Annotated in this window: 19 protein-coding genes; 8 read left to right on the top strand and 11 right to left on the bottom strand. The window is 33.2% G+C overall.

Annotated elements, in window-relative coordinates:
- The first annotated feature begins 10 nt into the window (after positions 1-10).
- The 6 genes from JJQ60_RS13690 to JJQ60_RS13665 all read left to right on the top strand — a co-directional run bounded on the left by JJQ60_RS13690 (position 11) and on the right by JJQ60_RS13665 (position 4,757).
- Positions 11-1,150: a hypothetical protein gene (locus JJQ60_RS13690; RefSeq protein ID WP_201921079.1), complete on the top strand. Its 1,140-nt coding sequence runs from the start codon at positions 11-13 to the stop codon at positions 1,148-1,150.
- Positions 1,151-1,299: 149 nt separating this feature from the next.
- Positions 1,300-1,656 carry a hypothetical protein gene (locus JJQ60_RS13685; RefSeq protein WP_201921076.1) on the top strand — a complete coding sequence of 119 codons (357 nt, stop codon included), beginning with the start codon at positions 1,300-1,302 and terminating at the stop codon, positions 1,654-1,656.
- Positions 1,657-1,707: 51 nt separating this feature from the next.
- Positions 1,708-2,409 carry a ceramidase domain-containing protein gene (locus tag JJQ60_RS13680; RefSeq protein WP_201921073.1) on the top strand — a complete coding sequence of 234 codons (702 nt, stop codon included), beginning with the start codon at positions 1,708-1,710 and terminating at the stop codon, positions 2,407-2,409.
- 37 nt (positions 2,410-2,446) lie between these two features.
- Positions 2,447-3,466 (top strand): phenylalanine--tRNA ligase subunit alpha, encoded by a 1,020-nt coding sequence (gene pheS, locus JJQ60_RS13675; protein WP_201921070.1) that lies wholly within the window; start codon positions 2,447-2,449, stop codon positions 3,464-3,466.
- A gap of 135 nt (positions 3,467-3,601) precedes the next feature.
- Positions 3,602-3,997 carry a hypothetical protein gene (locus JJQ60_RS13670; protein WP_201921067.1) on the top strand — a complete coding sequence of 132 codons (396 nt, stop codon included), beginning with the start codon at positions 3,602-3,604 and terminating at the stop codon, positions 3,995-3,997.
- 277 nt (positions 3,998-4,274) lie between these two features.
- Positions 4,275-4,757, top strand: a complete 483-nt coding sequence (locus JJQ60_RS13665) for a hypothetical protein (RefSeq protein ID WP_201921064.1) — start codon at positions 4,275-4,277, stop codon at positions 4,755-4,757.
- Between the two features lie 17 nt (positions 4,758-4,774).
- On the opposite strand, the gene JJQ60_RS13660 is transcribed toward JJQ60_RS13665, so the two are convergent.
- The 7 genes from JJQ60_RS13660 to trpS all read right to left on the bottom strand — a co-directional run bounded on the left by JJQ60_RS13660 (position 4,775) and on the right by trpS (position 11,112).
- Entirely contained in the window at positions 4,775-5,197 is a 423-nt protein-coding gene (locus JJQ60_RS13660; RefSeq protein WP_201921060.1) for a hypothetical protein, read from the bottom strand.
- Between the two features lie 187 nt (positions 5,198-5,384).
- Positions 5,385-6,566 carry an IPT/TIG domain-containing protein gene (locus JJQ60_RS13655; protein WP_201921057.1) on the bottom strand — a complete coding sequence of 394 codons (1,182 nt, stop codon included), beginning with the start codon at positions 6,564-6,566 and terminating at the stop codon, positions 5,385-5,387.
- Between the two features lie 62 nt (positions 6,567-6,628).
- Positions 6,629-7,780 carry an IPT/TIG domain-containing protein gene (locus JJQ60_RS13650; RefSeq protein ID WP_201921054.1) on the bottom strand — a complete coding sequence of 384 codons (1,152 nt, stop codon included), beginning with the start codon at positions 7,778-7,780 and terminating at the stop codon, positions 6,629-6,631.
- Between the two features lie 430 nt (positions 7,781-8,210).
- Positions 8,211-8,519 (bottom strand): hypothetical protein, encoded by a 309-nt coding sequence (locus JJQ60_RS13645; RefSeq protein WP_201921041.1) that lies wholly within the window; start codon positions 8,517-8,519, stop codon positions 8,211-8,213.
- A 263-nt stretch (positions 8,520-8,782) separates the two neighbouring features.
- On the bottom strand, positions 8,783-9,175 hold the full coding sequence (locus JJQ60_RS13640) for a hypothetical protein (RefSeq protein WP_201921039.1): 393 nt from the start codon (positions 9,173-9,175) through the stop codon (positions 8,783-8,785).
- Positions 9,176-9,476: 301 nt separating this feature from the next.
- Positions 9,477-9,767, bottom strand: coding sequence for a hypothetical protein (locus JJQ60_RS13635; RefSeq protein WP_201921035.1), 291 nt, complete (start codon positions 9,765-9,767; stop codon positions 9,477-9,479).
- 376 nt (positions 9,768-10,143) lie between these two features.
- Positions 10,144-11,112 carry a tryptophan--tRNA ligase gene (trpS, locus tag JJQ60_RS13630; RefSeq protein ID WP_201921554.1) on the bottom strand — a complete coding sequence of 323 codons (969 nt, stop codon included), beginning with the start codon at positions 11,110-11,112 and terminating at the stop codon, positions 10,144-10,146.
- A gap of 93 nt (positions 11,113-11,205) precedes the next feature.
- On the opposite strand from trpS, the gene JJQ60_RS13625 reads away from it, so the two are divergent.
- Positions 11,206-11,949: a lysophospholipid acyltransferase family protein gene (locus JJQ60_RS13625; RefSeq protein WP_201921033.1), complete on the top strand. Its 744-nt coding sequence runs from the start codon at positions 11,206-11,208 to the stop codon at positions 11,947-11,949.
- 212 nt (positions 11,950-12,161) lie between these two features.
- Positions 12,162-14,132: a tetratricopeptide repeat-containing sensor histidine kinase gene (locus JJQ60_RS13620; protein ID WP_201921031.1), complete on the top strand. Its 1,971-nt coding sequence runs from the start codon at positions 12,162-12,164 to the stop codon at positions 14,130-14,132.
- 108 nt (positions 14,133-14,240) lie between these two features.
- On the opposite strand, the gene JJQ60_RS13615 is transcribed toward JJQ60_RS13620, so the two are convergent.
- From JJQ60_RS13615 to recA, 4 genes are all read right to left on the bottom strand, one after another.
- Positions 14,241-15,839 carry an outer membrane beta-barrel protein gene (locus tag JJQ60_RS13615; protein WP_201921028.1) on the bottom strand — a complete coding sequence of 533 codons (1,599 nt, stop codon included), beginning with the start codon at positions 15,837-15,839 and terminating at the stop codon, positions 14,241-14,243.
- The gene (locus JJQ60_RS13610; RefSeq protein ID WP_201921023.1) at positions 15,836-16,390 is read right to left on the bottom strand and encodes an RNA polymerase sigma factor; all 555 of its coding nucleotides are present in this window, start codon (positions 16,388-16,390) and stop codon (positions 15,836-15,838) included. Before JJQ60_RS13610 ends, JJQ60_RS13615 begins: the two co-directional genes overlap by 4 nt.
- Before the next feature lie 28 nt (positions 16,391-16,418).
- Positions 16,419-16,835, bottom strand: coding sequence for a hypothetical protein (locus JJQ60_RS13605; protein ID WP_201921020.1), 417 nt, complete (start codon positions 16,833-16,835; stop codon positions 16,419-16,421).
- A 126-nt stretch (positions 16,836-16,961) separates the two neighbouring features.
- Positions 16,962-17,969 (bottom strand): recombinase RecA, encoded by a 1,008-nt coding sequence (recA, locus tag JJQ60_RS13600; RefSeq protein ID WP_201921551.1) that lies wholly within the window; start codon positions 17,967-17,969, stop codon positions 16,962-16,964.
- Positions 17,970-18,526 lie beyond the last annotated feature (557 nt).

Raw genomic sequence — 18,526 nt, 5'->3', positions numbered from 1 at the left:
ACATATAACTATGAATACAGGAAAAATAATAATTGGAGCTATAGCATTATTACTAAGTGGTTTAACATTTTCGCAAAGTAAAACTGCATTTGATGTCGAAACAAGAGGAGGATATGAATACAACTATTTTAAAAGCCCCGAAGTAATCAGAATGAATGATACTATACTCACCAAAGAAGATCTAATTGCCAGTAGTATCTATCAGGATATAAAACTCAACTATAAATATCGCTATAAGTGGAATAAAAAAAACAGATTACGGGTATTCTTAACTCCATTTTCGCGATTGTTTTATGAGAATTTTGATGACAGTTATTGGAGTTTAGATGCACGAGCAAAATACGACCATAAGTTTACCAAGAAGCTTAGTTTTTTGGCCGAAGCTAGATTTAAGCGCATGAATAGAGAAGGTTTAGGTGGGGATCAGGATGTATTGATTAATCCATTGGGATATACAAACTATGGAGCTACTGCTGAACTAGAAGTGGTGCCATTTGAGAACAATGAGACAACACTTGGGGGATTTTACAACTTTAAAGATTTTGATGCCTTTGGCGTAAGAGACTTACAATTTAACGAAACCGGAATCCAATTCTCTAGTGTGCAATCTTTTGAAGTGAATAGATTGAAACATAAGTTTGGTGTTAATGGATATTTTAAAAAACGTTTGTACGATACATTTAATGCCAGTGAAATTATTACAGATGGTGAGAGAGATTGGGATTATGCAAAAGGAAGTATATTTTATGAATTACCCTTTAGTTCTACATTCAAAATCAAGCCTAATTTTCTGTATTATGTAAGGATTGATAATTCTACTGAAGGACGCTCTGGGTTTAATCAGTTTGGCCCCGGAATTAATATGATGTATAAAAGTAAAACTACAAAAGTGCGTTCGACATTTTCGTATATCACCAGAAAATATAAAGAGATTGAAGCAAGAAATACAGAAGAAAGAATAGGAGAAAAACTAAAGTATGGATATGCAAATTTTCAGGTCAATGCAGCACATAAAATCGGGAAAGGATTTTCGGTAACGGGCATTTTATATTCTAGAATTAGAAGTACTAATTATACCGATATCGATGCTCGTTCCTTTAGAAATTATAGAAATCAATATGCCGGAATTGGTGTATTGTGGGAGTTTTAAGATTTCTCCCAAAATAGTGGTTATTTTTATGTTGTTAAGCGTTACTTTTGTGGCGCTTAACTTTTTATTAAAATCCGTCGATTCGAGTATTTCCGTTTTTTATTGAAATGTATCAAGAATAGGATTATAAATTATATATAGTAAAATAAATGGCAAGAGATGAACAATTAAAAGAGCGATGGGAAATTCTCGTAAATAAGCTTTCTACTCAATTTGCCGAGGGAGAAGATTTGGATCTAGATGGTATTATTTACCTTATTGGAGTTCAAGAACTGGGACAAATACATCGAAGGTTTAAAAAAGATGAGAAATTAGACCTGATGCATATTGCTATTTGCAGACTTTTGGAACCCTATGGGTATTATGAGTTTGATTATTATGATGACGAGGGTTGGCCCCACTACAAGGTTAAAGAACAATTGCCCAATCTTAAAGCAGGCGAACAATCTATTTTAATGAAAGAGGCTATTGTAAACTATTTTTTGACCAGTCAATATATACAATAAATTCAAGCATACATCTGAAGCATATTTCTTAACTTTAATACAAAAAGAAATATGTTATTTGATTTGGTAGAAGGTCTACAGTTACCTAATGATACTGGACCTATTTATCGAGAAACAGTAATGAGTAGATTACCGGTAGAACCTTTTAATACCTTTAGTAATCTTATCTTTTTATTTATTATTATTTATTTTTCGGTTAGGGTATACAAGAATTTCCGTGATCACGCCTTTTTAGGTTTTTGTTTGCCTGTTTTGGCCATTGGTTTTGTTGGTGGAACCCTTTTTCATGGTACACGAAGCCATGAAATATGGTTGTTTATGGATTGGGTGCCTATTATGCTACTATGTATGGCATCGGTTTTCTATTTCATTTTTAAATTATTCTACGTTTGGTGGAAAAGACTTGTAGCCTTAATTGTTCTCTTTGCAGTTTCGTTTGCTATTCGATTACTTCCAGTTCCCCCGGTAATCAGAATTTCATTAGGGTATGTAATTACTGCAATCACAGTCTTGTCGCCTATTATTTTATATTTAATTAAAACCAAGGGTCAGCATAAAGAATTAATTATTGCGGCGGTATTAAGCTTTGTTTTGGCAGTTAGTTTTAGAAGCTTAGACAGAATTTTGAATACTGAGTTTTTATACATGGGTACGCATTGGTTATGGCATCTTTTTGGAGGGATTTCAGTTTTCTTTCTGATGTTGTATTTGTATCGGGATAATATTCGATTTGAAAAGACTTCGATTTACTGAAATTGCGTAAATTTGCCGTTCTATTAAGAAAATAGTGATGATTGATAAGATTAAAGAGTATATAGAAGAAGTTGATGCCTTTAAAGCAAAAACTAAAGAAGAAGTAGAGACATTCAGAATTAAATTTTCTGGCAAAAAAGGATTAATCAATGATTTCTTTGCAGAATTTAAGAATGTGGCCAATGATCAGAAAAAAGAATTTGGACAGGCAATTAATGCTCTTAAAGTCGCTGCAGAAAATAAAGTTAAGTCTTTAAAAGAAGAATTAGAGTCTAACGAAGAAGAAAAAGGCGTGTATGGAGATCTTACTCGTCCTGCAGAACCAATAGCATTAGGATCTCGTCATCCGATCTCTTTAGTAAAAAATCAGATCATCGATATTTTTTCTCGTATTGGGTTTAATGTTAGTGAGGGGCCAGAAATTGAAGATGACTGGCACAACTTTACGGCACTTAACTTACCCGAATATCATCCAGCTAGAGATATGCAGGATACTTTTTTTGTGCAAACAAATCCCGATATATTATTGCGTACTCATACCTCGTCGGTACAAGTACGATATATGGAAAATAATCAGCCGCCGATTAGAACCATTTCACCAGGTAGAGTATATCGAAACGAAGCAATATCAGCAAGATCGCATTGTTTTTTCCATCAGGTAGAAGGTTTATATATTGATAAAGATGTATCCTTTGCTGATCTTAAACAAACATTGCAATACTTTACTAAAGAGATGTTTGGTAAGTCCAAGATTAGATTGCGGCCATCCTACTTTCCGTTTACAGAACCTAGTGCAGAGGTAGATGTATATTGGGGATTAGAAACCGAAACGGATTATAAGATGACAAAAGGTACGGGTTGGTTAGAAATTATGGGCTGCGGAATGGTAGATCCAAATGTACTTAAGAATTGTAATATTGACCCAGAAGAGTACAGTGGTTTTGCATTTGGAATGGGTATAGATCGTATCGCATTGCTTTTATATGGTATCTCAGATATTCGTATGCTAAGTGAAAATGATGTTCGTTTCTTAGAGCAATTCAAATCAGCTTTATAATATATACCTGATCTTGTTTGAGTATTAAATTTAGAATATCTTCATAGAGTTTTCTATTGTCAGTCTGAGCTTGTCGAAGACTCTTTTTTGCATGTAGTTGATAGCATTTGGACAAGCTCAGTGCGACATAATAATATGAAAAAGGATATTGAAATACCAGTAGTAGAAAACGTATACATAGCTGTGGTCAAAGAATGGAATGAAGAGTTTTTGGCTCAGGATTGGAATTCCTATATTATCAATGATCGAGATACGCCTATTGAAATGGTTTTGGTAGTAACAAAAGGCTATGATCAGGATCGAAAAACTTCATTATTACGACATGGTATTGGCACCATAGATCCAAAATCCTTTGCGAAAATCGAAATGATTCAAGAAGAATTGCTGGGAATGAATAATGAATTTTCGGTTACTTTTTTTGCAGACAGTAAATTGTATGAGAAAAAGTACATTTTCAGAAAGCATACCATTAACGAAAAGGCATTTCAGGATTTGCCAGTTATGGACCAAAGAGGTGTTTTGATGAAGTAATATAAACTTTCTAGCGCTCTATTTTTAAATTTATTTCGTTTCAGATTAGTCTTAAAAAGCAATGAATTCTGTATAAAATCTATGAAATTTTATGCACAGATTGATGCATTTCTGGATTACAACAGATTTTCATAATCCGTAAAGAACAGTACGGTTATCACGTATTTTGTCGACTAAATGATGTTTTTTAGCGATTAAATACATATTTTTAACACTAAAAACTTGCTAACCGCACGCGTTTTTCTCAAATTTGTATTGGTAATTGGAAATACATTTTATGGAGAAATTTTTACTTGTCTACACAACACGAGTTGTTATTTTATGTTTACTACTATGCTTATATTCTTGCGAAAACAATACTTCTAATCCTTTAGAAGCCAATGTTGTTGGCAAGTGGCAATTAGAAAAAGAGTTTAGTAGCGAAGGATCTGATGTACCTCTAAAAGAGTTCCCTCTTTCTGCTTGCGATAAAGAAACTGTTTTAGAAATTATGGAGAATGGCATCTTTATAGAAAAAAGCTATTACGAAGATTTGGGTACAGGAGGCGAATGTATTATGGATAATCAGGATACTATAGGAAAATGGAAAAAAGGAAGAGGTAATTTCTTTCTATTCACCTATGATAAAAAAGATAATCTGTCATTCAAGAAATCAAGAATAACTATCGAAAACGAAAACCTGGTTGTTGCTTTATTGCACAATGATCCGGATTTAGATTCAGAAACCTTTCTTAAGTTTATCTACTCTAAAGTCTATTAGGTTTAGTTTATATGTACTTAGTTTTTTGGCTCTACGTAATAATCGATAGAGTCTAATACATGATTGCTGTCAATTGTATCAAGTATTTTTACAATAAATTTACCAAAACCTGTAAGCGTATTTTGCACCTTGTTTTTTCCTAATACACTGGATATTGTCTCGTCTCTATTGCCAAATTTATAACCTCCTTTTTTAAGCCATAACATGTTTAATAGATGTTGCATGATTACATTTCCTAACTGATCAATTGAGATTGCAATTTCTAGAAAAAAGCCACCTAACCCCTTAAAAAAATGCGTAACCAATGTATACCCAATACCGTAGATAAAACCCAAAGGAGTAGTGGTTATAAAAAGGACTATAGATACAAGAAAAAGTAAAAATCCTGTAAAAATATTAGCTTTTCTTTGCGCTGGCTGGTCGTCATTTTGCGAATTCATTGGTTTCGATTTTAGTGCTGCTATATTAATAAAAAGAATCCTTCATAAGATAAAAAAAAAGAAATCAGGGACCTGAGAAATAGCAAGTAAGAGGTTATAATCAAGATAAGAATTCTTTTTTAAAAAAACTGTTAAATCAAAAAAAGCCGCCAATTAGACAGCCTTTTGTAGTATATCTAGTATCGTTTTATCTTTTTATAGCAATGTCATCAAAATCTTTACCAACGGTAAGGAAAGAGTTTGGTATAGGTGTATTAATTACGGCACCAGTATCTAAATTAATACGAGCAGTATATGGTTCTCCAAAATTATCTTCAAACCCGAAATACTCGTTATTTTGAGCGTGAATTACAGCTCCAAGGGAGTTGCGCCCATAATCAATGTTTTCTCCGATATAAGTAAGATTACCTGTAACGACATCTATTTTTGCAAGTTTTTTTACCGAGTCATGAAAGATGTATATATTATCGTTTTCATCAACAGTGATATCGCTAAAGTCAATACCATCGGCAAGAAAAGAAGTAGGTATAGATACGTTGGTAACATTACCATTTTCCAGATTGATACGAACCAGGTACGGTTGCGTAAAATCATTTTCAAAACCGATATATTCATTATTTTGTTTATGAATTATAGCTCCTCGAGTATTGGCTCCATAATCAATATTTTCTCCGAGATAGGTGAGGTTACCCGTAACGACATCTATTTTTGCAAGTTTTTTTGCAGAATTATGAAAGATGTATACGTTGTCATCTTTATCAACCGCTGTATCATCAAAATCAGTACCAACAGTAAGAAAAGAAGTGGGTATAGATACATTGGTTGTTGTACCTGTTTCTAAATTAATACGAACAATATATGGTTGCGTAAAATCATTTTCAAAACCAATATATTCATTATTCGTTGAGTGAATTACGGCCCCTCGAGTATTGGTTCCATAATCAATATTTTCTCCGATATATGTAAAATTAGCTGTGGTAACATCTATTTTTGCAAGTTTCTTTGCAGAAGAATGAAAAACAAAAATATCTGTGGTATTAATTTCTATCGATCCTACCACAGTAGTTTGTCCATCAACTGTAAGTGTTATGTCGCCAGATGTTGCTTCGTCTGGTACTTGTGCTTTTAGAAAGGTAGGAGCTAGTTCGGTAACAGTTCCTTCAACCTCATTAAATTTTACTACATACGTTTTATTAGGATCAAAGTTTTTACCTGTAATGGTAATGATATCTCCAGCAGTTGCTGTGGTAGTAGATACACTTTCTATAGTAGGTAGTTGCGTAAGGGTTTCTATATTTGGAGCACTATCATCGCTAGAACAGCTATAGATGAGAACACTTAATAGGGCAATTAAATAAATATTTTTCATAGGATTTATAAGTTTTTTAGATTTTCTCGATTAATGCTATAGACTCTTTAATTGATTATATTCTAGTCGTTCTTAATGATCAAATGCTCATAACCGGCGTATGCTTTTGTAGTGATCTCTCCTGTAGTAGCATTTATCCTATAGTAGGTATACGAGTTTGAATTACCATCAAAAGTAGATACCTGCCCAATGATTTCATTGGTATTTTCGGAATACACAACATCGCTAAAATAATCTTGACCAATAGTAGCAAGTGTAGATAATTCTTCACCAGTTTCTATATCGAGTTCTACAATTTTGTCATAGGCTACATATCCATACAATTTTCCAGAATCGGTAATAATTAAACTCTCATAACCAGTATATGCTTTTGTCGTGATTTCACCAGTATCTGCATTTATCCGATAATAGGTAAACATGTAAGCGTTGGACATGTCATCAAAAACAGATATTTGTCCGATGATTTCGTTAGTACTTTCAGAATATACGATATCCTTAAAGTAATCTGGACCAATGGTTGCAAGTGTTGATATTTCTTCTCCTGTTTGGATATTTAACTCTACGATTTTGTCATAGGCTACATATCCATATAATTTTCCGGTATTAGTGGCTATTAAACGTTCGTAACCCGAATATTCTTTTTGAGTAGCTTCACCGGTTGCTACATTAATTTTATAAAAAATCTCATCGTTCATATTAGTTTGCGAAGGAAGATGCCCAATAATTTCATTGGTACTTTTAGAAAATGTAACATCGCTAAAATAATCCTGGCCAATAGTTATAAGGGTATTGATCTCTTCACCAGTTTCGATATTTAATTCTACAATTTTATCATTAGCAATATATCCAAATAACCTACTTGCCGTTGTGGGAGTGGGCGGTGTAATTTGGATACTTCCAACTACGATGGTCTCACCATTTGAAGTTAGTGTAATATCTCCAGAGGTAGCATTTTCTGGTACTTGTGCTTTTAGGAAGGTAGGAGTTACTTCGGTAACAGTTCCTTCAACTTCATTAAACTTTACTACATATGTTGTATTAGAATCAAAGTTTTTTCCTGTAATGGTAATTACATCTCCAGCAGTTGCTGTGGTAGTAGATACACTTTCTATGGTAGGAAGTTGTGTCATGTTTTCTATACTTGGCGAACTATCATCGCTAGAACAGCTAAAAAGTAAGACACTTAACAGGGTCATCAAATAGATGTTTTTCATAATACGTAGGGGACTATTATTTATAAAAAATTTATACATGTTTTTTATATACAAATGCACTTATCTTTTAATAGATGTTCCATAGTAAGACTAAATGTTACCATGGTTTTTTTATTTTTTTAAAAGATAATCACTATTAGTAACTGGTCATATTTTATTAATGAAGCATCAATACTATATAACAAGTTAAAATTAATTGTAACTGCTTTCGGTGAGTACGATTTGGGGCGTATTCACGAAGTACGAGCGCGAATATAAGAATTCTTAAAGAAATGTGAAAATAGTGATAAAGCACTCATTTGATTTTTAGTTGTTTAATGAGACTTACGAATTAAAAAGCCTGTACTTATGTACAGGCCTGGCTGATCTAATAACTAATATAGTGCCCTAAGCAAAGCACAAACTTCCTAATTATTTCTTTCAAATTAATCTAGTGCATTAGTCGGTTTTTCTGATGATTAATAATTTCGTCTGACACTTTTTCTTTTACTTGACTAGTATTTTTATAATCGAGCTTGCTTTCTAAAGACTTGACAGTCAATATATCAAAATCGTATATCTCTGAAGCCTCAATAGTTTCTTTGCGATTTGGATTTTCTTGCCCCTTTCCAATAACTATTCTGGCTTCCTGAGGATTAACAGGTATTGGATTTTCATTACTATATCCATCATCATATTCGCAACTCTGGGATAATATTCCGATTAGGATAAGAATGACATAAAGTGTTGTGTGTTTCATAATTAATAGGTTTTTAAGATTAATTGTTTGAGTATTCTTAGAAATTTATAGTGTAGGATGTTTTGATCCATCGTACGATTAATAATGTGTTGTTTTTGAAATACCTTCATAGTCTTCAATTTTATAAAGCTAAGTACCGGCAAACGTGTTTTAGATTCAATTAAAAATTGATGAGAAGGAAAAAACAGGGTTAAAAGGGAAAAAAATGAATTGTTCTGTCATGGAGTTAACGCCCCGGGATATTTTATGATGCAAAAGAAGGATTATCGTTTTAGTTTCAGGATGACAACAATAGTATTTGTAATTACTAATGGTTGACATATAGCAAAGAATAATAACGTAGATATCATATCTGGTGGAGTTGCTAAATAAGAGAATAGTATTGCAAAAGATTCGAGAACAAGAATTACTTTCCACCAATCATGTTGCGAAATCGAAAATCGTTGAATCCAATAATTGACCGTAAAAGGTAAGATGATCAACGTAGAAAAATAGATCAACCATATAACAAAGGTTTGTATAGTAAACAAAGTTATGGTATCATTGGCTATAGCAGAGCCTGCTACACCAGAAGAATAATTGATATTGGTGATATAATATGTTACTAAACCACTCAACAAAATAACGAAGACCAAAAGAAGGATTATTTTTTTCAAAAATGTTGTTTTTTGATTATAGGCTACCAAAGTAAACTCCCTCAGGGCAAACCCATAAGGCATCAGATTGAAAAATGATTTAGATTTCGAGGCAAGCCTCGGAGCATTCAAATCTCGATTATCGAGTAAAAGTAAGGATAATTTATAATAAAAGCCTGTGCACGTAACACAGGCTTCATTAATCTCTTACAGCTGCACTTTTACACAATTCGGAAAAAATGAGAGGGCTCATTAACAACATATAAGAGACTGTACCACTTCCTTACCCCAAAGAAAGTTGTATTTTGATATATTCTTTGATTTATGTAGGTATTAAATAGCAGTAAACAAACATGCTAGTAGTGTCTCCACCGCCATCTCCACCTTTCATTCCTTTGGAAAGCAATATTTTTTCGGCCTCCCTGGCATTATCAGAGTCTATTGCTTTTTCATATGTCCAACAGCCGTCCTCTTGTGGAACATTGTGTTCAATAAATAATCGTTTAAGTGGATCTTTGGTTACCCCTACATAATAATTAGAATAGTCTTTTCCACTACAACCTGTAAGATATTTTTCGATTTCATGTACAATAATATTTGCTTCTTTACTCATATCATGGGGTTTTTATGGGACTAAAAACTTTCAACCTGCAAACTATGACAAAATTTTATGCAAATGTTACGGAAACCCGTATCGGGGGTATACAAATTTTTTCGTATGAAGGAGTATTAGATTTGAAGTATGAGGGATGAGGTGTGAGGTGCTACTCGTTACTCTTAGATCATGATATGAAGCTGTATTTCAGTAATTTTGTATTGCTTAAGCTGACTCATAAACTATTCTTCAAGCAAATAGATGAAGGGGAAACAATTACTTGTGAAAATTACTTTTTTTATCAAAAAATGCTTTTCGAGCACTAAATTTAGAAGTGAGTATAGGGATAAGCAGGTAAATTATTAAACTTTTACCAGAAACCTAGGGCCTGAAACTAATATCCTACTTTTTCTCGTACTCGGGCCAATACCTTATCAGCAACTTCAGTAGCTTTTTTGGCACCAATAGCCAGTGCTTGATCTACTTCGTCAAGATTATCCATATAGTAGTTATATCGTTCACGCTCTTTAGCAAACTTTTCGATAAGTGATTCGAATAAAGCTTGTTTTGCATGCCCATAACCATAATTGCCGCCAAGATAGTTCTTACGCATTTGTTCTAGCTGTTCTGGTGTTGCAACCAAACTATATAAAGCAAATACATTACAGGTGTCAGGATCTTTAGGGTCTTCTAGTGGCGTACTATCTGTTTCTATAGACATGATTTGTTTGCGTAACTTTTTATCAGGCAAAAAGAGATTGATAATATTACCTTTTGATTTACTCATTTTACCACCATCTGTACCTGGAACATACATGGTTTCTTTTTGTAGCTGAATCTCTGGTAATACGAATACTTCACCAACTTGCGTATGTATTCTTGAGGCTACATCCCGAGTCATCTCTAGGTGTTGAGTTTGGTCTTTTCCTACCGGTACAATCTCGGCATCATACAATAAAATATCTGCAGCCATCAACATGGGATATGTAAATAAACCTGCGTTAACATCTTCGAGACGGTCAGCTTTGTCCTTAAACGAGTGTGCCAATGTTAATCTTTGATAAGGGAAAAAACAACTTAAGTACCAGGATAGTTCAGTAACCTGTGGGATATCACTTTGTCGATAAAAAACAGTTTTTTCTATGTCCAATCCAAAAGCCAACCAGGTAGCCGCAGTAGAGTAGGTGTTCTCTCGTAAAACCTTAGCATCTTTAATCTGCGTAAGCGAATGCATATCGGCAATAAATAGAAACGATTCGTTTTCTGGTTGATTTGCCATTTTAATCGCTGGGATTATTGCTCCTAATAGGTTTCCTAAATGTGGAGTTCCTGTACTTTGTACTCCTGTTAGAATTCTGGACATAGTGATTTTTGTAGTTTCCCGCAAAGGTAATTTTTTTTGCGAACTCATCTATACTTTTTTATAAAGCTCAAACCAATTGTGTATTTTTGGGTCATGTCGATTTTAAAAAAAGTATTGATTCTTTTCTGGCGCATCTGGTTTTATGTGCTTATGGGTCTTCCTATCATTATCATGTTTCCTGTTTTGTTGGTGCTTACCTCAAGAGAACAATGGTATCCACAGTTTTTTGTTGTAGCTAGATTTTGGGCCAGAATTGTATTATATGGTATGGGGTTTGTACCAAAAGTAAAGAGAGAAGCCATACCAGATCTTGATAAGAGTTATATGGTGGTAGCTAATCATACCTCTATGACCGATATCATGTTTATGCTACATTGTGTAAAACATCCTTTTGTTTTTGTGGGTAAAAAAGAGTTAGCTAAGATTCCGATTTTTGGGTTTTTCTATAAACGTACATGTATATTGGTTGATCGTAATAGTCAAAAAAGTCGAAAAGAAGTTTTTGATCGAGCTCATGCGAGGCTTCATGATGGTACAAGTATCTGTATTTTTCCTGAAGGCGGTGTTCCTGATGATCAGAATGTACTTTTGGATCAATTTAAAGATGGAGCTTTTAGATTGGCTATAGATCATCAAATCCCGATATTACCTTTAACCTTTTTTGACAATAAAAAACGATTTTCTTATATGTTTTTTAGTGGAAGCCCTGGCAAAATGAGAGCCTATATTCATAAAGAAATACCTACTGCAGGATTAACTCAGGATAATAAAAAAGAATTGAAAGAAAAGACAAGAGGTATTATTCTGAAAGCACTGGAAGAAAATAGCGACATATAGTAGGGCATTGTCTTATTTGCAGAATATAAGAACTCTGTCGTTTTGATCGTTATATTAGAAATTGGCCCGAATACGCACTTTTATTGCGTTAAAACCGTATAAATATAATCAATTTTGTAAGAATAATACTACTAATTAATGCTTTGTAAGTATATATTTGGTATTTTGCAGCCATAAATTGCATTTAATCTATTGTCCCCAAAATAGAATTTATGAAAAAAACCTACTTTTTCTTACTCTTTGTTGTGAGCTCATTTTGCTTTTCACAACAGCAACCTTTGGATAGCATTCTGTTAAAAATCCATAAACCAAGAGACACCGTTGCCTTTGATATAGCAATGAGATATTTCGAAAACATTTGGAAGCAAAAAGAATATGACCTTGCATTGACTTATGAAGATAAGTTGCGATCACTTTCTAAAAAAATCAAACATAATAAAGGCACCGGCGATGTTTATAATCAAATTGGAAATATTTATAACCTTACCAATAAACATATAAAAGCATTTTACAATTATGATAAGGCCGTGATTTTTTATAAAATAGCTAATCACCAAAGGGGATTGGCAATAATTAATAATAATAAATCAACAGTAGAACAAAAACGAGGCAATTTTGAAAATGCCATTAACTATTTATTAGAAGCTAATTTATACTTTGCCAGAGTAAAAGATAGTGTTGTTCTTGCAAGTACATATAATAATATCGGAAATGTATATTCGGCCCTTGATGATTTTGAACTCGCCGAAGAATATTACATTAAATCGATAGCCCTTAAACGAAAAAATAAATCAAAAAGGATTGGAGCTTCTCTCAATAATCTTGCACTATTATATATTGACCTTAAAAAGTTGGATAGTGCTAAGATTTTGCTCAAAGAATCCTTGGTCATTAGTAAAAGGAATAAGAAAATAGCCAGTATTGCCTCAGCATATAATAGACTTGGAGCTTTAGCACTTATTGATAAAGATTATCAAAAATCGAGAAAGTATTATGATTCTTCGTATACCACTGCAAAGAAATCAAAAAATGAGAGTATCGCCGCCAGCGTACAACAACAGCTAGGGCTTATTGCAATAAAAACTAAAAACTTTAAGAAAGCAGAAAATTTCTTAAAAGCTGCTCGCCAAGAAATTAAAAAATTAAAGTTGGATCCATTGCTTCTTACCAATTATGAGTATTCAGCAAAACTAGACTCGGCAAAGGGAAATTTTTCGGAAGCTTATAAGTGGCAAAAAAGATATCAAGAGTTGTCAGATCAAAATGCTTCTGACGAAACGGCACAAAAAATAGAATTAGCAGAGGCTCGGTTCAAATCAGAGATGGAACAACTTAAACTTATCGATGCGCAAGAAAAAAGAGAACAGCAAAGCAAAGATGAGTTATTTAGGTATAGAATATTTACATACGTAAGTATCGGTATCACACTCATTATATTGATATTCTTAGGTTTTATTGTCAAATCTAGAAAAGAACGAAAAAGATATGTTAATCAGTTAAATGAATCTAACCAGGTCAAAAACAAATTGTTTTCGATTATTTCTCATGATCTCAAAAATGAAATTCATGGACTGGATGGTAGTTTAAACTTGTTAAAGGATAACACAATTTCTCCCGAAGAGTTTAAAGAAATCGTACCATTATTGGCCAACAGAACGCATCAAACATCAATCTTGTTAAACAATTTGTTGAATTGGTCAAAGTCGCAAATGAAAGAGCTTAACGCTAAACCTACTGCCTTTGATATTAATGAGATTATTGCCGGTAAATTTACTTTTTTTGAACCAAAAGCGGCATCAAAAGATATTACACTTACAAACGCATTGAAACCAACATTAATCTTTGCAGATAAAGACATGGTCGCTATTGTGGCTCAAAATCTAATGGCTAATGCAATAAAATTTTGTAATCCAGGAGATTCGATAACACTATTATCCACCGAAAAAGAGAAGCATTTTGAAATTTGTTTTAAAGATACTGGCGTAGGTATTGCCGAAGAAAATTTAAACAAACTTTTTGCCGAAGAAACATTTACCACAACAGGTACTCAGCATGAAACAGGCACCGGGCTTGGATTAAAGATATGTAAAGAACTGGTAGAACTCAATAATGGTAAAATTATGGTAGAAAGCGTGCTAGGAGAAGGAAGTACTTTTTGCATAATGTTACCAAAACCATCATAATCTACTAATTATTGATAAAATTAAAAGCCGTTCCTGAAATAAGGAACAGCTTTCTACATTAGTACGTATAGTAATAATGACCTAACCGACTAAAGATTGTTGTATATTTTAAAACTTGATACTTATCCCCGTATATATGCCAAAATAGTAGGGTCTAAAATTTTCTGCATTGCCATTAAAGGCATTAAACTGATATTTAAAAATAGGTTCAAGGTTTAGCTGAAGTTGATCCGTAAACTTATAATCTAAGCCTAGACCAATATTACCACTAAAACTCACATCATTTAGATTATTTGCCTCTCCAACAGAGGATTCGAAATCACCTGCTTCTATAGAAATTTCATTGTTTTGTAAGAATAAAGTACTTACTCCTCCAATCATATTCACGCCAATTTTTTTGTTCACCAAAGCATATTTCATTTCCATAGGAACTTCGATATAACCAATACGCTGATTAAGCAAGCCTACATTTTGCGTTTGACTAACTGGAGCACGCGTAAAATCTGATGCTACATTATTATTTTGAGTTCCAACATCTGATACCAAAATAGCCTCTGCATTAGAGTCATAATCGATGCTTTGTAGATTTTGACCATTAGTTGAAGCTGTAAAACCAACATCCTGAGTACCATAGCTAAGATCTACTTTGCTTACCCCAGATCTTACACTTAGTCTTTCATTTATAGTATAAGAAATATGCACACCATAACTAAGATTAACTTCTCCATCTTTAGCATTATCTGCAAATTGTGGATCAATAGAAGAGCCACTACCAATAACATTATAATAGACAGGTGCTACATTAGGAGCAATATTCCATTTTTTTGAAGACTTTGCTTCTTCTGCAATGGCTTCTTCTTTTTCATCAATAGCCTCAAAAATGGATTTCTTATCATTTTCATCTACGGGTTCTGTCTTTTCTTCAGTAGGTGTTTTTTCTGTTTTTTCTGAAAGAGTATGTGCTGCAAGACCCGATGTACTGTCTTTGGTTGGCTCTTGTTGTGGAGCTTCAAAAACAGTGTTTTCTTTTTGAATTTTAGAAGAATTATCAATTGTAGGATCATTTGACGAAGCATTGTTAGCGATCGTATTCGAAGAGGTGTTTTCTTCTTTATAATCCATTGGAGTATTATCTACCGTATCATCTTTTAAAGTATTTTGAGAAGCAAAACCTTGACCTGACGAATTTTTGACTGGAGTAATATATTGTTTTTTAACTGGTATATCAGATGTAGAAATTCTTTTCTTTTCTGAGGTAACGATCGTATTATCTTCTTTTTCTGAAGGAGTATAATTACCTTGACCAAATTGGGTATCCATTTTGGCTTTTTCAACAACCGTATTGGTAGTGTTTTCTTTTTCTTCTTTGGTAGCTACACGTATTTCTTTTGAAGGATCTGTAACTTCAGGAGTTTTATCCAGAAATTTTTTAGAATCAACCTGGTTTTCTTCAGTGTTATTTGAGTTAATTACAAGGGTTTCTTCTGGGGAGGATCCAGTGTTAAACGATACATATCCAATGGCAAGAATAAGTGCGATAGATACCGCAACTCCTGCAACTTTATACCATAATGGTAAGAGTACAGCTCGTTTACGACCATTGTCTTGTCGAGCCTTAATTTTTTCCCAAACTGCTTCATCAGGGGCAACTTCAAAATTCTTGAATTTCTCCTGAAATAAACGGTCTATATTTTTTTTATCATTCATCTTTGTCCTTCTATTGATCGAACATAGCGCTCTTCTTGGTTGGTTTCAATTTTTTCTTTTAACGTATATCGTGCTCTTGCAAGATTAGATTTAGAAGTGCCAATCGATATTTCCAACATTTCTGCAATCTCCTTATGCGAAAAGCCATCCAACACATATAGTGTAAAGACTAATCGATATCTATCGGGTAGTTGTTGTATGATCTTAAGAAGATAATCCAACGAGATTTCTTCTTCATTGATTTCAACTTCAACCTCTTCAATCTGCTCTTCATTTATAATATCAAAAACTTTTTGTTTTCGATATTTCTGTAAAGCTGTATTTATTGTTATTCGTTTTATCCAACCTTCAAAAGAGCCTTGATTTTTGTATTGATTTATTTTATCAAAAATCGTTATAAAAGCATCTTGCAAGGTATCTTCTGCGCTGGAGTAATCACTTGAATATTTTAAGCAGATAGAAAATAATTTACTGCTAAATAATCGATACAATTGCTCCTGCGCATTGCTGTTTTTTTCCTTACATTTTTTTATGAGTTGATCCAACCCCACAAATAACTTTTTTTGATGTGTATACTATTTATTGTACTACTGGCACCTCTATAGTTAAAAACTGATTATCTCCATTTTCATTTTTTCCTTGCCAGAACCTAAATATATAAGATTCTTCTTGACCAACAAGAAAATCAAAAGATACGTCAATAAGATCTAACCTTTCGATAGCTCTACAGTTATCTCTGTCAACAACTACATTAACTACAGCTACAGTACGTTCATTGTCTAATCTATCATAATCAAACCCATTAAAAGCATGACAATCAGAGGGGCGATAATAAGAAACCGTGATTCTATAGGTTTCGTTACTATTAAATTCTGATGGAATCATAACTTCTTCGATGGGTACTAATTCATAAAAGAATTTTGTATTATCATCTCCAGAGCAACCAAATATGGTGCTCACCAGAAAAAAAGCTAAAATTATTTTTATCTCTCTCATATTTTGGGGTTTTGAGAAACAACATAATTAACCTAATACTAAGATGTTTGAAGATTGATTTGGTTGCTTAGAAGGTAAAAAAAAATCCCGAAGGATCGGGATTTTAAGGTTTTTATTAAGAAAACTTTATTCTTTTATAATTTTTATAGCTTCTTTAATCTTTCCTTCGAGCTCTTCCATAAGTTCTGGATTGTCATTTAATAAGGCTTTTACAGAATCTCGCCCTTGTCCAAGCTTGGTGTCTTGGTAGCTAAACCACGAACCGCTTTTCTTTACGATTTCATAATCAACACCAATATCAATAATTTCACCGTTTTTAGAAATTCCTTCTCCATACATAATATCAAACTCGGCAGTTCTAAATGGAGGTGCTACCTTGTTTTTTACGACTTTAACACGAGTTTTGTTTCCAATTACTTCACTATTACTGTCCTTGATTTGTGTAGAACGACGAATATCCAGACGTACAGAGGCATAAAACTTTAATGCATTACCACCGGTAGTTGTTTCTGGATTTCCAAACATTACTCCAATCTTTTCTCGAAGCTGATTGATAAAAATCACGGTACAGTTCGTCTTGCTAATCGAACTTGTTAATTTTCGAAGGGCTTGAGACATTAACCTGGCATGAAGACCCATTTTAGAATCTCCCATTTCTCCTTCAATTTCACTTTTTGGTGTTAACGCAGCTACAGAATCTATTACAATAATATCGATAGCTCCAGAACGAATTAAATTATCAGCAATTTCTAAAGCCTGTTCACCATGATCGGGCTGAGAAATAATAAGATTGTCTATTTCTACCCCTAATTTTTCTGCATAAAAACGATCAAAAGCATGCTCAGCATCTATAAACGCCGCAATACCCCCTGCTTTTTGGGCTTGCGCTATTGCATGAAGGGTTAGCGTAGTTTTACCCGAAGATTCTGGACCATATATTTCAATAACTCTACCTCTTGGATATCCTCCAACTCCTAATGCTAAATCAAGACCAAGGGATCCAGTAGAAATTACATCTACTTCTTCAACGGCATTGTCACTCATCTTCATTACGGTACCTTTTCCGTAGGTTTTATCTAATTTATCTAAGGTAAGTTTTAAGGCTTTTAATTTTGCGTCTTTCTCTGTACTCATTTGTTGTTCAAATATATCGGGATTTGACATTGGTAATTAACTTTCTGCTAAAGTACTATTTCTTTTTGTAGTTGAGATATGGATTCTAAAATGATTATTAACAACCTAAAAAGGTCGTAGAAGAATACTTAATTATGATAATTACATCTAGCACAAAGCGTAAATTAAGAAGAATAATATGTTGAAAATGGTTCCAGTATTGAAACAAATTTAATAAAGGTTTTACTCTACTTAAAGGAAGAAATTATACAACTGAAATTATAAAACAAATAAATAAATTTTTAGGCTCAACGCAACCCTTCCACTTTTTTCGCATCTATTAATAAAGCAAACTTGAACAAATTTGTAAGGAGAGCGTGACCTATGAAGTTTCTTAAAAGAGTCATAAAACACAATCTTGATGGCTGTGCAACTACTGCAATTAGTAATTGTATGGTCGAAGGTGGCTAGCTTCGTTATTTTATTTTTTTAAATACGTTAAAATAATAAATAACGAATTGGCCAAAAAATGCCTTGAATATAATTTCAGGGCATTTTTTTTGTAATATCATCATGAT

Source organism: Aquimarina mytili (assembly GCF_016735115.1).
Taxonomy (GTDB): Bacteria; Bacteroidota; Bacteroidia; order Flavobacteriales; family Flavobacteriaceae; genus Aquimarina; species Aquimarina mytili.
The sequence above is the reverse complement of the archived record's forward strand: the minus strand, read 5'-3'. Positions and strand labels throughout refer to the sequence as shown.